General features: G+C 50.8%; 13 protein-coding genes. 10 read left to right on the top strand and 3 right to left on the bottom strand.

The window, feature by feature from the left end:
* Positions 1 to 296 precede the first annotated feature (296 nt).
* The 4 genes from E6Q52_RS04085 (at position 297) to E6Q52_RS04070 (ending at position 4,596) form a co-directional block, all read left to right on the top strand.
* Positions 297 to 1,517, top strand: coding sequence for an EAL domain-containing protein (locus E6Q52_RS04085; protein ID WP_292818841.1), 1,221 nt, complete (start codon positions 297 to 299; stop codon positions 1,515 to 1,517).
* A gap of 114 nt (positions 1,518 to 1,631) precedes the next feature.
* A complete protein-coding gene (locus tag E6Q52_RS04080; RefSeq protein ID WP_292818838.1) occupies positions 1,632 to 2,096 on the top strand; it encodes an Hsp20 family protein in 465 nt (154 codons plus the stop codon).
* A 310-nt stretch (positions 2,097 to 2,406) separates the two neighbouring features.
* Entirely contained in the window at positions 2,407 to 4,071 is a 1,665-nt protein-coding gene (ettA, locus tag E6Q52_RS04075) for an energy-dependent translational throttle protein EttA (protein ID WP_292818835.1), read from the top strand.
* Positions 4,072 to 4,260: 189 nt separating this feature from the next.
* Positions 4,261 to 4,596, top strand: coding sequence for a YegP family protein (locus E6Q52_RS04070; protein ID WP_292818832.1), 336 nt, complete (start codon positions 4,261 to 4,263; stop codon positions 4,594 to 4,596).
* 17 nt (positions 4,597 to 4,613) lie between these two features.
* Here E6Q52_RS04070 and E6Q52_RS04065 read toward each other — a convergent pair whose 3' ends face one another.
* Positions 4,614 to 5,432, bottom strand: coding sequence for an SDR family oxidoreductase (locus E6Q52_RS04065; protein ID WP_292818829.1), 819 nt, complete (start codon positions 5,430 to 5,432; stop codon positions 4,614 to 4,616).
* 58 nt (positions 5,433 to 5,490) lie between these two features.
* Between E6Q52_RS04065 and E6Q52_RS04060 the strand changes: the two genes are divergently transcribed.
* Both E6Q52_RS04060 and E6Q52_RS04055 read left to right on the top strand, forming a co-directional pair.
* Positions 5,491 to 5,865: a DUF6394 family protein gene (locus tag E6Q52_RS04060; protein ID WP_292818826.1), complete on the top strand. Its 375-nt coding sequence runs from the start codon at positions 5,491 to 5,493 to the stop codon at positions 5,863 to 5,865.
* A gap of 58 nt (positions 5,866 to 5,923) precedes the next feature.
* Positions 5,924 to 7,582, top strand: a complete 1,659-nt coding sequence (locus E6Q52_RS04055; protein WP_292819023.1) for a TrkA family potassium uptake protein — start codon at positions 5,924 to 5,926, stop codon at positions 7,580 to 7,582.
* Positions 7,583 to 8,294: 712 nt separating this feature from the next.
* On the opposite strand, the gene folB is transcribed toward E6Q52_RS04055, so the two are convergent.
* Entirely contained in the window at positions 8,295 to 8,645 is a 351-nt protein-coding gene (gene folB, locus E6Q52_RS04050) for a dihydroneopterin aldolase (protein ID WP_292818824.1), read from the bottom strand.
* A 110-nt stretch (positions 8,646 to 8,755) separates the two neighbouring features.
* On the opposite strand from folB, the gene plsY reads away from it, so the two are divergent.
* Positions 8,756 to 9,367 (top strand): glycerol-3-phosphate 1-O-acyltransferase PlsY, encoded by a 612-nt coding sequence (plsY, locus tag E6Q52_RS04045; protein WP_292818822.1) that lies wholly within the window; start codon positions 8,756 to 8,758, stop codon positions 9,365 to 9,367.
* Between the two features lie 12 nt (positions 9,368 to 9,379).
* On the opposite strand, the gene tsaD is transcribed toward plsY, so the two are convergent.
* Positions 9,380 to 10,402, bottom strand: a complete 1,023-nt coding sequence (gene tsaD, locus E6Q52_RS04040; protein ID WP_292818820.1) for a tRNA (adenosine(37)-N6)-threonylcarbamoyltransferase complex transferase subunit TsaD — start codon at positions 10,400 to 10,402, stop codon at positions 9,380 to 9,382.
* A 138-nt stretch (positions 10,403 to 10,540) separates the two neighbouring features.
* On the opposite strand from tsaD, the gene rpsU reads away from it, so the two are divergent.
* The 3 genes from rpsU (at position 10,541) to dnaG (ending at position 13,133) form a co-directional block, all read left to right on the top strand.
* Positions 10,541 to 10,753, top strand: a complete 213-nt coding sequence (rpsU, locus tag E6Q52_RS04035; RefSeq protein ID WP_018987466.1) for a 30S ribosomal protein S21 — start codon at positions 10,541 to 10,543, stop codon at positions 10,751 to 10,753.
* 117 nt (positions 10,754 to 10,870) lie between these two features.
* Positions 10,871 to 11,314, top strand: coding sequence for a GatB/YqeY domain-containing protein (locus tag E6Q52_RS04030; protein WP_287033878.1), 444 nt, complete (start codon positions 10,871 to 10,873; stop codon positions 11,312 to 11,314).
* Positions 11,315 to 11,393: 79 nt separating this feature from the next.
* On the top strand, positions 11,394 to 13,133 hold the full coding sequence (gene dnaG, locus E6Q52_RS04025; protein WP_287033877.1) for a DNA primase: 1,740 nt from the start codon (positions 11,394 to 11,396) through the stop codon (positions 13,131 to 13,133).
* Positions 13,134 to 13,444 lie beyond the last annotated feature (311 nt).

The raw sequence follows: 13,444 nt of genomic DNA, 5'->3' as shown, positions 1-13,444 counted from the left end.
TATGTATGTTTTATTTAAGATTTGCCTACGATAAAGGCTGTGGGGCGCAATCAATCGGCCGATGAGTTTGAGTATTGGTGGTTTGTTTTTGTAATTGAATCGAGGCGGCGTTGTTTTTAATGGCGGTCGCCAGACTACCGGCGCCGAAAGCGCAAGTGCCTGGCTCGCATCACGCGAGTAATGAAATTGTTAAGCCGTCAATTCTAGGGATACCGTATTATTTCTAGGGTTTTTCATGTGAATAACCGCGTGCTTTTCGCTTACACTGTTATTGGATGCTAATCAGGAATGTCGTCATGACCACGTCGCAACACAGTATTATCGGCCGCCAGCCGATTGTTAACAGCCAACAAGAAATCATTGGCTACGAGTTTTTTTTCAGGAACGATAATCCTGGCGGCAATGCGCCTTTTGAAGAGGATATTCAAACCTGCGCCAAAATCCTCTCGACCACCATTGATGAAATGCAGGACAACTGGCTGCTAGGGCAACAACTGGCTTTTATCAACGTCGACCATGTCATGCTCAATAGCGTGTTTCTGGAGTTGATGCCAGCAGAAAAAACAGTTTTAGAGGTGGTGCATACCGTCGATGTCACCCCGGAGATCATTACGCGTTGTCGTGAGCTCAAAACAAACAAATTTAAAATTGCGCTGGATAACCCGCAACATCACCCGCAACTCGAGGCGCTGATCCCTTACGCGGACTACATCAAGCTGGACATGCGTGAGGTAGAGATTGGGCAAGCCACGCTCTGGCTAAAAAAATACCAAAGCACCGGCTGCAAGCTGATTGCTGAAAAAGTCGAGCAAAACGCGCAATTTAGCAGTTTGCTAGAGGCTGGCTTTCAGTTTTTTCAAGGCTATTTTTACGCCAAACCTGAGAATCTCAATAGCAAAGTCATTAACCCCAGTTTTGACGGTGTGTTGCATTTACTCAATCTGGTCAGCCAGGAAGCCGACAATAAAACCATTGAAAATGGCTTTAAGCGCGACACCACGCTCAGCTACAAATTGCTGCGGTACATCAACTCTGTTGGTTTTGGACTGTCTTGCGAAGTGCAGTCAATTAATCATGCCTTGACCATTTTGGGCCGTAACCAGCTGTATCGCTGGTTAACCTTGCTGATGGTCACGGCAGGCAATAACAGCAGCTCGCCTGCCTTGATGAAAACCTCCATTATCCGTGGGCGTCTGACTGAGTTGCTAGGTGAGCCTTTCTTTGAAAAACGCGACCGGGATAATTTGTTTGTGGTGGGTGTATTTTCCTTGTTGGATGTCATGCTGAAAGTGCCCATGGAAAACGTGCTGGAGAAATTGCAGTTACCAGAGCCGATTGTCGATGCGCTGACCAAGCGTGAGGGTATTTTTGGGCCTTTCCTCAAATTGACCGAAGCTTGCGAAGACGCCAATAGTGAGGAGATAGTGCAGTTGGCGGCCATGCTGCAGTTAAACCCAGAAAAGGTTAACCAATGCCATGTGGATGCGCTGGCCTGGACGGAGGCCTTGGGTATTTAAGCGCATGTGTGGCTCTTGAAAAAATAAAGCGTATTCCCATATTAAACATACAGATGCTTGCAGTTTGAGGTCTGGCAATCATGTTAATCGCTTTATTTTTACAAGGATCAACCTATGCGTACTTATGACTTAAGCCCTTTCTACAGAACCGCGATTGGTTTTGACCGTTTAGCCAAAATGCTCAACGAAAATCAGCGTAGCGAAAACGACATCAGCTACCCGCCCTATAACATCGAACTGGTCGACGAAAACGCCTACAAAATTGTGATGGCCGTCGCTGGTTTCCAGCAGGATGAGCTGGAGATTGAAACTGAACACCAAGCCTTGCGCGTGACTGGCCGTAAAGCTAAAAAAGAGCAAGAAACCACCTTTTTGCACCGTGGTATCGCCACGCGTGACTTCGAGCATAAGTTCCAATTGGCCGATCATGTCAAAGTGACCGGCGCTCACCTCGAAAACGGCTTGCTCACCATTGCTTTGTTGCGTGAAATTCCCGAGGCATTAAAGCCGCGCAAAATTGAGATTGGCACCCAATCGCAAGCCAATCCTACATTGATTGAACAGCGCGTGGCCGCTTAAGCTGCCATGAAATCAAAAAGGGCCGTCAGGCCCTTTTTGTTTTTTAACCTCTTTGCCACCGATGCACGCGGATAAACGCAGATTTTGCCTGGTTGAGGTCGCTGCATAGAATTCATGGACGAATGGTTAATTTACGGCTTAACAAGTTTTCAGTCCATACAGCAGTCAACTTATTAGCGTAACCAATATCATCAGAAATATTTTTTATCTGCGTTTATACGCGTGCATCGGCGGCAAAAACAAAACCGTTTCTGAGCCGCGCTCTGGGTTAAAATACCCGCTTTGATCAAGACTCTGGAACCCATTTGTCATGGCCCAATATGTGATGTCCATGCTCCGCGTGAGCAAAATCGTGCCGCCCAAGCGGCAAATTATTAAAAATATCTCCTTGTCGTTTTTTCCTGGCGCCAAAATCGGCCTGCTGGGATTAAACGGTTCTGGTAAATCTACCGTGTTGCGCATCATGGCCGGTGCCGATAAAGAATACGAAGGCGAAGTGCAATGGCAGCCGAATCTGTCTATCGGCTATTTGCCGCAAGAGCCGCAGCTGGATCCTGACAAAACCGTGCGCCAGGAGGTCGAAGCAGGTCTGGGCGCGATTATGGAAGCCAAGCAAAAGCTCGAAGAAATCTATGCCGCCTATGCCGAGCCGGATGCCGATTTTGACAAGCTGGCAGAAGAGCAGGCCAAATACGAAAATATCCTCACCGCCAGTGGCAGTGATGTCGAGCAACAGCTGGAAATCGCTGCCGATGCGCTGCGTCTGCCGCCGTGGGATGCGATGATTGGTCCATTGTCTGGGGGTGAAAAACGCCGCGTAGCCTTATGCAAATTATTGTTGTCGCAGCCAGACATGCTGTTATTGGACGAGCCGACCAACCACCTGGATGCAGAGTCTGTCGAGTGGCTGGAGCAGTTCCTGGTGCGCTTCCCAGGCACTGTCGTGGCTGTCACCCACGACCGCTACTTCCTCGATAATGCGGCTGAGTGGATTCTGGAGCTGGACCGTGGCGAAGGCATTCCGTGGAAAGGCAATTACTCCAGCTGGCTGGAGCAAAAAGAAGACCGCTTAGCGCTGGAGCAAAAGCAGGAAGATGCCCACCGCAAAGCCATGAAGCAAGAGCTGGAATGGGTACGCCAGGGTGCAAAAGCGCGCCAAAGCAAGAGCAAAGCGCGTTTGGCCCGCTACGAAGAAATGTCCAGCGTCGAATACCAGCGCCGTAACGAAACCCAGGAAATCTTTATTCCGCCAGGTGAGCGTTTGGGCAACCAGGTCATTGAGTTTAACAATGTCTCCAAAGGTTTCGGTGACCGCCTGTTGATTGATAATTTATCGTTCAGCATCCCTCCTGGTGCCATCGTAGGTGTCATCGGCCCGAACGGTGCCGGTAAATCGACCCTGTTCCGCATGCTGCAAGGCCAAGAACAGCCAGATAGCGGTGAAATAATCACCGGCCCAACCGTTAAATTGGCCGCGGTAGACCAGACCCGTGATGGCCTCGATAACGATAAAACTGTCTTCGAAGCGATTTCTGGTGGTCTGGATATGTTGAGCGTAGGCAAATTTGAAATGCCTAGCCGCGCCTATATCGGCCGCTTTAACTTTAAAGGCGGCGATCAGCAAAAAGTGGTTGGTCAACTGTCAGGCGGTGAACGTGGCCGTTTGCACTTGGCCAAAACGCTGATTTCTGGCGCAAACGTCTTGCTGTTGGATGAACCCTCTAACGACCTCGACGTAGAAACCCTGCGAGCACTCGAAGACGCCCTGCTGGAGTTTGCCGGTTGCGTACTGGTCACCTCGCATGATCGCTGGTTCTTGGATCGTATCGCCACCCACATTTTGGCCGCAGAAGGCGATTCACAATGGACCTTCTTTAACGGTAACTATCAGGAATACGAAGCCGACAAGAAAAAACGGCTGGGTGAAGAAGGCGCGAAACCCAAACGTATACGCTACAAACCGATTACGCGTTAACTTAAAAGCCCATTCGATTGAGTGGGCTTTTTTATGATTGCTGATTGGTGATGTTGTAAATCATCCACACCACTGGTTTTAGAGCACCTTTAAAAAAGGCGATTCTTTACAAAAATGCACAAAAATCGCAAGATGAACTGGAATTTGTTGTAAAAATTTTTTATCGATAATAAAACAGAGGAGCGAGCAATGGCAGGTTGGTTTGAATTAACAAAAAGTGATGCGAACGGTCAATTCAGTTTTGCATTGAAGGCGGGTAATGGTGAGCAGATTCTTAAAAGTGAGCAATACACCACTAAAGCGGCGGCACAAAACGGCATTGAGTCTGTGCAGAAAAACAGCCCTTTGGATGAGCGCTATCAGAAGCTAACAGCTAAAGATGGCCGTCCTTATTTTAATTTGTTGGCAGGCAATAGCCAGGTGATTGGCACCAGCCAGATGTATTCTGCCGAAGCTGGGCGTGATAATGGCATTGCGTCGGTGAAAACCAATGGCGCTACCGAAACGATTAAAGACTTGACCTAATCTCTTCAGGGTTGTGATTAAAGCCTCGCTTTATGCGGGGCTTTTTTCGTGATGAAGTCCCACACGCATGCGGGCAATAAGCGCATCAGGCGGGCGACGAAGCCCATTTGCCACGGAATCACGGTAAAGCGTCGTTGGGCGGCAATCGCCCGCAAAGCTTTGCGGGCAAACACATCCGCGTCCATTAAAAATGGCATCGGATAGGTGTTGATATCGGTCATCGGCGTGCGGATATAACCGGGGGCGATGGTGGTGACGGCGATGCCGTATAACTGCATTTCGACGCGCAGGCTTTCCAAATAGGTGATGGCGGCGGCCTTGCTGGCGCTGTAGGCGCTGGAGCCTGGCAGGCCGCGGATACCGGCGACGCTGGCAATACCGACCAGTTGTGCTGGCTCGCCTTGGTTGGCCGCTGTTTTCATCGCTTCGATTAAGGGTTGAAAGGTGTGTACCAAGCCCATGACGTTGGTTTCAAACACGGCTTGAAATGCCGGAATGTCTTCGGCAAATTCGGTTAAGGTGCCGCGGCTGACACCGGCATTGCCGATGACAATATGCGGGGTGCCAAAGCGGTGTAAAAAGTCCTGGGCCATGGATTGCATGTGCGCGGCGACACGCACGTCGACGCAATAAGTCACGCAGGTGGCCTGATATTGCTGGTTTAAGCGAGCGGCCAAGGCTTGCAAAGCCGCCTCGTTTCTACCGCACAAGGCGAGCTGTAGCTGACTGCCGTATTGTGCCGCATAGGCCGTTGCCAGCGCGGCACCGAGGCCGCTGGAGGCACCGGTAATTAAAACGCGCATGGCAGGCACAGTAATTTTCGACATAAAAAACATCGCGGTAAACAAATTTTAATCGGGTAGAATGCCATAAAACAATGCGCGGGGAAACGTAATGAATCTGGAAAAAGTGATTTTTGGCTTTTTTATTATTCTGGCCATGACACTCAATTTCGGTTTTTTTGTCGGTGAAATTGATAATCCGCAACACCATTTGCATTACGAGTTATATGTGGCGATTGTGGTGAACTTAATTGCCACCGTGCTCAAATTTGGTGACCGTACCCAAATTGGCGCGATTCACCTGGCGACCAGTCTGGTGGCGGACATACAGCTGATTGCCGCCGCGATTATCTGGGTGGTGGCAGGTAGCAAGGGCGCCGAGCCCGAAGTGATTGTGGGCATTGTTTCTTTGTCTGGCGGTGCTTTTTTGGCCAATATCACCTCTGTGGTTTTGCTGATTTACGAAACCGTGACCTTGCGCCGCTAGTGTTGGCGCGGAGACAGTTGTGAGTCTCAATCAGATTATCTTCCTGATTTTGCGGCGCATGCGCGCGCCGTTGCTGATGGTCATCATCAGTTATGCCATCGCCATGATTGGTTTTGTGCTGATTCCTGGCGTGGATAATCATAGCCAGCCTTATCGCTACAATTTTTTTGATGCGTTTTATATTCTGAGCTACACCGCCACCACCATTGGTTTTGGTGAAATCCCCTACCCGTTCACCACGCAGCAGCGTTTGTGGATGACATTTTCGATTTACCTCACAGTCATCTCCTGGTTCTATGCCATCGGTGCCATTATTGCGCTATTGCAGGAGTCCGCCTTAAAACTGGCTTTTAAAAACGCCCTATTTCAGCGCGATGTGCGTAATCTGATGGAGCCGTTTTACCTGATTTGCGGCTATGGCGAGACCGGTGGCGAGCTGGTGCGGGCGCTGGATAAAAACGAATTACGCGTGGTGGTGCTCGAGATTTCGCCGGAGCGTATCAACGAACTGGAAATGACCGATTACCAATTTTATATCCCGCATTTGTGCGCAGATGCCAAGTTAGCCGAAGTGTTGCTGTATGCCGGCATTAAAAATCCGATGTGTCGTGGGGTGGCGGCGTTAACCGATGACGACCATGCCAATCTGGCGATTTCGGTGGCTGTGAAATTGATCAAACCCGAGTTGCCGGTGCTGGCCCGCGTACAAAATGATGTGATTGCCGCCAATATGGCCTCATTTGGCACCGACCGCATTATTAACCCCTACCATATTTTTGGTGAGCATTTGGCCATGCGCCTCAATGCACTCGGTACCTATTTGTTGCATGAGTGGCTGACCCGCGCCCCGGGCGATGCGATTGCCACGCCCGCCCCTGTACCGCAAGGGCATTGGATAGCCTGTGGCTTCGGCCGCTTTGGCAAGTCTGTGGTCAACAGTCTGCAAAATGACGGCATGCATGTCACCATTATTGAGGCAGACCCACAAGGCACACAATGTGACGACTGTATTATCGGCAGTGGGGTGGAGTCACATATTTTGCAGCAGGCCGGGGTAGAACATGCGGTGGCTATCGTGGCTGGGACCGACAATGATATTAACAATTTGTCTATCGTCATGACGGCGCTAGAACTGAATCCCAAGCTGTTCGTCATCATCCGCAAAAACAAACGGCATAACGATCCGCTGTTTCAGCACTTTAATGCCGATATCACCATGCAGCCCAGCGATGTCATTGCGCACACCTGTTTGTCTTATATGGTATCGCCGATGCTGGCCGACTTTTTAGTCACTGCCAGACAGCAAGGTAACGCCTGGGCCAATGCCGTGATTGCACAACTCGTTTCAAAACTGGGCGAGCAAGTGCCTGATACCTGGGATATTACAATTGCCGGCGACATGGCGGTGGCGGTATGCGCGCTGATGGAGCAAGGTATACAGCCTGCGCTCAAACATTTGATGATGCGCCCGGTCGGGCAGCAACGGCATGAAATGCCGGTGGTGCCACTGATGCTGGTGCGAGGTGAGCAAAAGATGCTACTACCTGAGTTGTCTGTGCCCTTGCAGGTGGGGGATACGATTTTGTGTTGCGGGTTGGACCAGGCGAAATCTATCCAGCGTTTTGTCATGCATGATATTAAAACTTTGCATTACCTAGTGACGGGGACGGAAATGCCGGAAACGTGGGTGGGGCGGTGGTTGAAGGCGGGGCGTTAAGGTCCTGGTTGGGATGGCTTGATAAAGTCATTGTTAGGTTTGTGCTTTAATAGGTGTTACTGCTTTTCGCCTTGTTGGCGAGTTACTTTTCTTTGCTTGCCCAAAGAAAAAGTAACCAAAAGAAAGTGCACCCCAGCTTCCGCTTGTTCCCTGTGCTACTCGGCTTGCCGGGCGGCCATCGAAACTCAACCTGGCAGCTCACACAAAGCGTGAGCGACTGCGGGATTCGAACAGCCGATGGCCGACAACGCCCGCCAAGCCTGCGTTGCTCGGCGCGTCAGATGGGGGCCAGAACACCATGCGAGCACCACCCTCATTGGAGTGAATAAAAGAATTGGTGTTTTCCAACCGTCCAAACTTCAACAGTGTGGCTTTGGCGAGATAAATCCCATCCCATCACGCTGAGTAGCGGAGACAAAGTAAGGGAGAAGGGAGCGACTGTCCGAATCCCGCAGCAGCTTATGATTTTTATAAGCTGCCAGGTTGAGTTTCGTGACCGGCTTATTTTGTTGATAACTAAGACTGCGAAGCAGTCTGTTACGGCGTAGGCTAACTTGCGCAGCAATGTTAAGCGTAGCGGCCGTAGCCAACAACGCAAGAGAGCCGTCAGGCCGTGATGGCTGGGTGCCCTCTTCTTTGGTTACTTTCTGTGGGGCAAGCAACAGAAAGTAACTCGCCGAGAGGCGAAAAAACTTTAAGCCTTAAGGGTGAATTAAGCGGTCCGAGAAATCACAATTCCTAGCGATTTCAACCCCGGCAATATTCCCGGTTTACTCACCTTCAACTTCACATTCTGCGCCTTAAATTCCTGCAAAATCAGCTGACAGACATGCTCACCTAGCGCCTCAACCAGTTTGAAACTATGCTCGGCTAATATCTCCCGTATGCGCGCGACCACCTGACCATAATCAATGGTGTCTCCAATCGCATCGCTCTGGCAGGCTTTACTAAAGTCATAGCCAATTTCAATATCCAGAATCACTGTTTGCGGCACGGTGCGCTCCCATTCAGGCACCCCCAGTTTGGTTTGCACCTTAACTTGTTCTAGAAAAATTGTGTCCATGAATCAGTGTCCTTTTATTTCCGCGCAGGCCGGAATCCAGTATGATTCGGCATCATACAACATCGTGCAGTGGCTGGCATAAGCGGCTGTACTTCAGTGGAATTAAACGCATGAACGAAATTGGTTTTGATATTGAAGCGCTGGTGTGGATTGTGGCAGCGTATCTCATCGGCTCGATTGCCTTTGGCATCATCATCAGCAAGCTGTATCGCCTGCCTGATCCGCGTACCGTGGGCAGCGGCAATATCGGTGCGACCAATGTGGCGCGTAGTGGTAAAAAATCCGCCGCGATTTTGACTTTGCTGGGGGATGCCTTTAAAGGTTGGCTACCGACCTGGTTGGCGCTGCAGGCTGGCATGCTCATGGATGTGGTGGCGCTGGTGGGGTTGGCGGTGTTTGTTGGCCACTTGTACCCGATTTACCATAAGTTTAAAGGCGGTAAAGGGGTGGCGACGGCGCTGGGGGTGATGATTGCCTTTTCGGGCTGGCTGGCGTTGAGTGTGGTTGCCGTCTGGCTAGCGGTGTTTTTAATCAGCCGTATTTCTTCCTTGTCTGCCCTGGTCGCTGCTGTATTGGCGCCTGTGGTTGCCTGGCAGTTCCTGTCACCTTACCCGGTATATGTAGCCGTTGTGGTGGTGATGTCTGCGTTTTTGATTATTCGCCATCAGTCCAATATTGAAAAATTGTTGGCAGGCACTGAAAGCCGATTTGGCAAGAAATAATCAGGCTAAGATTTAAGCAGGCACTTTGAGCTCAGCCAAGTCCCAGCGCGGCCGGATGCTAAAGCTGTAATCCTGCTTGCCTGGCTGCATGGCGTGCAGGCGCATGGCACCGGCAAAGGCAATCATGGCGCCGTTATCAGTGCAGAATTCCAGGCGTGGATAACTCACACTAAAGCCGCGTTTTGTAGCGGCTTCATTTAATCTGGTTCGCAGCCGTTTGTTGGCACCCACGCCACCCGAAACCACCAGACGTTTAAGTTTGGTTTGTTTGAGCGCCTTTATGCATTTATGCACCAATATCTCGGTGACTGACTCCTGAAATTCCCAGGCAATATCTTTAACTGTTTCATCATCTAGTTCAGGCTGGTTATTTACCAAGGTCAGCACTGCTGTTTTGAGGCCGCTAAAGCTGAAATTTAAATCTTTGCTGTTCAGCATGGGGCGGGGCAACTGAAAGTGTGACTTACCTTGATCGGCCAGTTTTGAGACTGCGGGGCCGCCGGGATAGCCAAGGCCCAACAGTTTGGCGGTCTTATCAAACGCTTCACCGGCAGCATCGTCCAGCGTGTCGCCGAGTAACTCGTATTGGCCAATGCCATCGACCCGCATGAGCTGGCTGTGACCACCCGAGACCAGCAAGGCAACAAACGGGAATGCTGGCGGATTTTCTTCCAGCATAGGCGCCAGTAAATGCCCTTCCAGGTGGTGCACACCTACAGAAGGCACGTTAAGGGCCATAGCGAGCGATTGCGCAATACTGGTGCCCACCAGCAAAGCGCCCGCCAGTCCGGGGCCCTGCGTGTAAGCGATGCCTTCGATGTCTTGTAGAGATTTATCCGCTTGCGACAATACTTGCTGTGTGAGTGGGAGTGCGCGGCGTATGTGGTCACGTGAGGCCAGTTCGGGTACGACGCCGCCATAGGCTGCATGCATGTCAATTTGTGAGTGCAGGGCGTGCGCCAGCAATCCGCGGCGCGTGTCGTATAACGCCACGCCGGTTTCGTCACAAGAGGATTCAATGCCCAATACCAACATCTAAGATAAGTCTCGCATACGTTTTTTTGCAGAAAGGATTGATAAATCCAAATAAGCGCGATAGAATACGCGGTTTTCAGTGCTGCATCAATCCGCAAGCACCATTGTCTAACCAATATTTGAAGGATAGGGATTTACATGACCGCTATTCGTGTGAAAGAGAACGAACCGTTTGACGTTGCAATGCGCCGTTTCAAGCGTTTGATTGAGAAAACCGGTTTGTTGAACGACTTGCGTGCTCGCGAGTTCTACGAGAAGCCAACTTGGGAGCGTAAGCGTAAAGCGGCTGCCGCGGTTAAGCGTCAATACCGCCGTCTGCGCAACCAACAGTTGCCAACAAAACTCTACTAATTTTTAGTGGAAGTGAACGGTTAACCGCATTTTGGTTAACCGATGATGCAAAGGTTGTGGGTTTCCGCAACCTTTAGCTATTTATACAGCCCACATTTATCCGGACCAAGTCACGATATGAGCCTGAAAGCACAAATCTCCGAAGACATGAAAATCGCCATGCGCGCAAAAGACATGCAAAAGCTGGGCGTGATCCGTTTGCTGCAAGCTGCGATTAAGCAGCGTGAGGTGGATGAACGTATTGAGCTCGATGATGATGCTGTGATTGCGGCCATTGAAAAAATGCTCAAACAGCGTCGTGACTCGATCGCTGCGTTTGAAGGGGCGAATCGCATGGACTTGGCGGATCAGGAAAAATTTGAAGTGACAGTGTTGCAGGCTTATTTGCCAGCGCAGTTGAGTGAAGAAGAAATCAGCGCCATCATTGCCAAGGTGGTGGCCGAGACTGGTGCCGCAGGTGCCAAGGATATGGGCAAGGTGGTGGGTGCAGTGAAACCATTGGTTGCGGGCAAGGCCGATATGGCAAAAGTGTCAGGCCTGATCAAGGCGGCGTTAGGATAATCTGCTCACGTAGGCATGAAGCAAGAGGGCGCATTGGCGCCCTTTGTTTTTTTAACCTGCATAAGCGATACTTGCATTTATGATCCCGGAAAGTTTTATTCAAGAACTGCTTAATCGCGTAGATATTGTCGAAGTCATCGACAAGGCAGTGCCACTGAAAAAAGCCGGGGCGAATTACTCGGCCTGTTGCCCTTTTCACAACGAAAAATCCCCCAGCTTTACCGTGAGCCCGACCAAGCAGTTTTACCATTGTTTTGGCTGTGGTGCGCATGGCTCGGCCTTGAGCTTTCTCATGGAGTATAACGGCCTGAGTTTTGTGGAGGCGATTCACGACCTGGCCAGGCAGGTCGGCATGATTGTGCCGCAAGAACAGCGCGACCCAAACCAGCCTGCGCCTGCCTCAAAAGCCGTGTTGTTAAGTTTGCAGGAGACTTTGCAGCAAGCGGCTAATTATTACAAGGCCGAACTTAAAAAATCACCGCGGGCGATTGATTACCTGAAAGCGCGTGGATTGAGTGGACAGGTGGCAGCCAAATTCCAGATCGGCTATGCTCCGGCCGGTTGGCAAAACTTGCAAACAGTCTTCCCTCAGTATGACGCAGAACCGTTGGAAACGGCAGGCCTGGTGGTGCAAAACGAGCAAGGCCGCCGTTACGACCGCTTCCGTGACCGTATCATGTTCCCCATTCACAACCAGAAAGGCGAAGTGATCGGGTTTGGCGGGCGCGTGATTAACCCTGAAGATAGCCCCAAGTATTACAACTCGCCAGAAACGCCGGTGTTTCAAAAGGGCCATGAATTGTATGGCCTGTTTATGGCGAGGCGTGCCATCCGTGATGCTGGCCGCGTGTTGGTGGTTGAAGGCTATATGGATGTCGTGGCCCTCGCGCAATATGGTATCGAATATGCGGTCGCCGCGTTAGGTACAGCAACCACGCCGTTTCATATTGCCAAGCTGATGCGTCAAACGGACGAGATTGTATTCAGTTTTGACGGCGACAAGGCCGGACGTACGGCGGCCTGGCGCGCAGTCATGAACGCTTTGCCAGCGATTAAAGATGGTGTGAAATTGCGCTTTTTATTTTTGCCTGCCGAGCATGACCCGGATAGCTTTGTACGTGAGTTTGGCAAAGAGGCGTTCGAGGCGGAAATGGATAAAGCCATGCCGCTATCGCAATATATTATCCAGCACTTAAGCGAACATAACCCACTGGCTTCGCAAGAGGATAAAGTGCAGTTTTTAAATGATGCCGAGCCTATCCTCAAACAGATTCAGGCGCCGCGTTATGCGATGCTGCTGCGCAAAAAAGTGGCCGAAATGACGGGGCTGGCTGGTGGCGAAATGCAGCGCATGCTCAAGCTGCCAAACCCGGCTAAAACGCAGCAGAAAGCCTTGCGTCAGCGTGCGCGTACGCCCCTGTCGCTTCACGTTAGGCTGGCTTTGATGTTGCTCATGCGGCCGCAATGGGCAAAACTGGAATTGCTGGACCAGATTACGGGCGAAAGTGACGAGGAGCAGATGTTGCGCGTGATGGTGAAAGCCGCCATGGCCAAGCCCGAATCCCGGCCCGTGGTCTTGCTGCAAATGATCACGCCGTATATTTCAGAGGGTTTGCGACACCAATTGCACCGCGAATTGTCTTTATTGGACGAGACACTGGACTTTACGCTTGAATTTGAGGGCGCATGCACCCAATTATCAGACATGGCGCTGATGGCGCGAGAAAAATCCCTACTGGGGCAGCTCACTGAAAAGCCTTTTTCTGCGCTGTCTGAGGCTGAGCGTGAGGCCTTGCGGCAATTAACCAGTAAACGCTAACCTGATGTCACCCGAAAAACCGTGAGAGTGTGCTTAAAAAACGTGCATAAATCTGGTAAAATAAAGGGTTTCCCGTAATGTTATATCGAATGATCTGTCTAGCAGTGTTGATCAGCATTCGACAACAACCATTTTAGAGGTGGAATCGGCCATGGCCAGACCCAAAGCAGATAAAAGTTTAGATAAAGAACTCGGAATCAACGAAGTCGAAACCCCTAAAGATCCCGCTACCCAGGCACTGGATGCCGAGGCACGCCGTACCCGCCTGAAAACCCTGATTGTCCTGGGTAAAGAGCGTGGCTACCTGACCT

It is taken from the genome of Methylophilus sp., assembly GCF_008015755.1.
GTDB lineage: Bacteria > Pseudomonadota > Gammaproteobacteria > Burkholderiales > Methylophilaceae > Methylophilus.
The sequence above is the reverse complement of the archived record's forward strand: the minus strand, read 5'-3'. Positions and strand labels throughout refer to the sequence as shown.

Coding starts and splice junctions, on each gene's coding strand:
- E6Q52_RS04085 (WP_292818841.1), top strand. CDS start 297: ATGACCACGTCGCAACACAGTATTATCGGCCGCCAGCCGATTGTTAAC.
- E6Q52_RS04080 (WP_292818838.1), top strand. CDS start 1,632: ATGCGTACTTATGACTTAAGCCCTTTCTACAGAACCGCGATTGGTTTT.
- ettA (WP_292818835.1), top strand. CDS start 2,407: ATGGCCCAATATGTGATGTCCATGCTCCGCGTGAGCAAAATCGTGCCG.
- E6Q52_RS04070 (WP_292818832.1), top strand. CDS start 4,261: ATGGCAGGTTGGTTTGAATTAACAAAAAGTGATGCGAACGGTCAATTC.
- E6Q52_RS04065 (WP_292818829.1), bottom strand. CDS start 5,432: ATGTTTTTTATGTCGAAAATTACTGTGCCTGCCATGCGCGTTTTAATT.
- E6Q52_RS04060 (WP_292818826.1), top strand. CDS start 5,491: ATGAATCTGGAAAAAGTGATTTTTGGCTTTTTTATTATTCTGGCCATG.
- E6Q52_RS04055 (WP_292819023.1), top strand. CDS start 5,924: ATGCGCGCGCCGTTGCTGATGGTCATCATCAGTTATGCCATCGCCATG.
- folB (WP_292818824.1), bottom strand. CDS start 8,645: ATGGACACAATTTTTCTAGAACAAGTTAAGGTGCAAACCAAACTGGGG.
- plsY (WP_292818822.1), top strand. CDS start 8,756: ATGAACGAAATTGGTTTTGATATTGAAGCGCTGGTGTGGATTGTGGCA.
- tsaD (WP_292818820.1), bottom strand. CDS start 10,402: ATGTTGGTATTGGGCATTGAATCCTCTTGTGACGAAACCGGCGTGGCG.
- rpsU (WP_018987466.1), top strand. CDS start 10,541: ATGACCGCTATTCGTGTGAAAGAGAACGAACCGTTTGACGTTGCAATG.
- E6Q52_RS04030 (WP_287033878.1), top strand. CDS start 10,871: ATGAGCCTGAAAGCACAAATCTCCGAAGACATGAAAATCGCCATGCGC.
- dnaG (WP_287033877.1), top strand. CDS start 11,394: ATGATCCCGGAAAGTTTTATTCAAGAACTGCTTAATCGCGTAGATATT.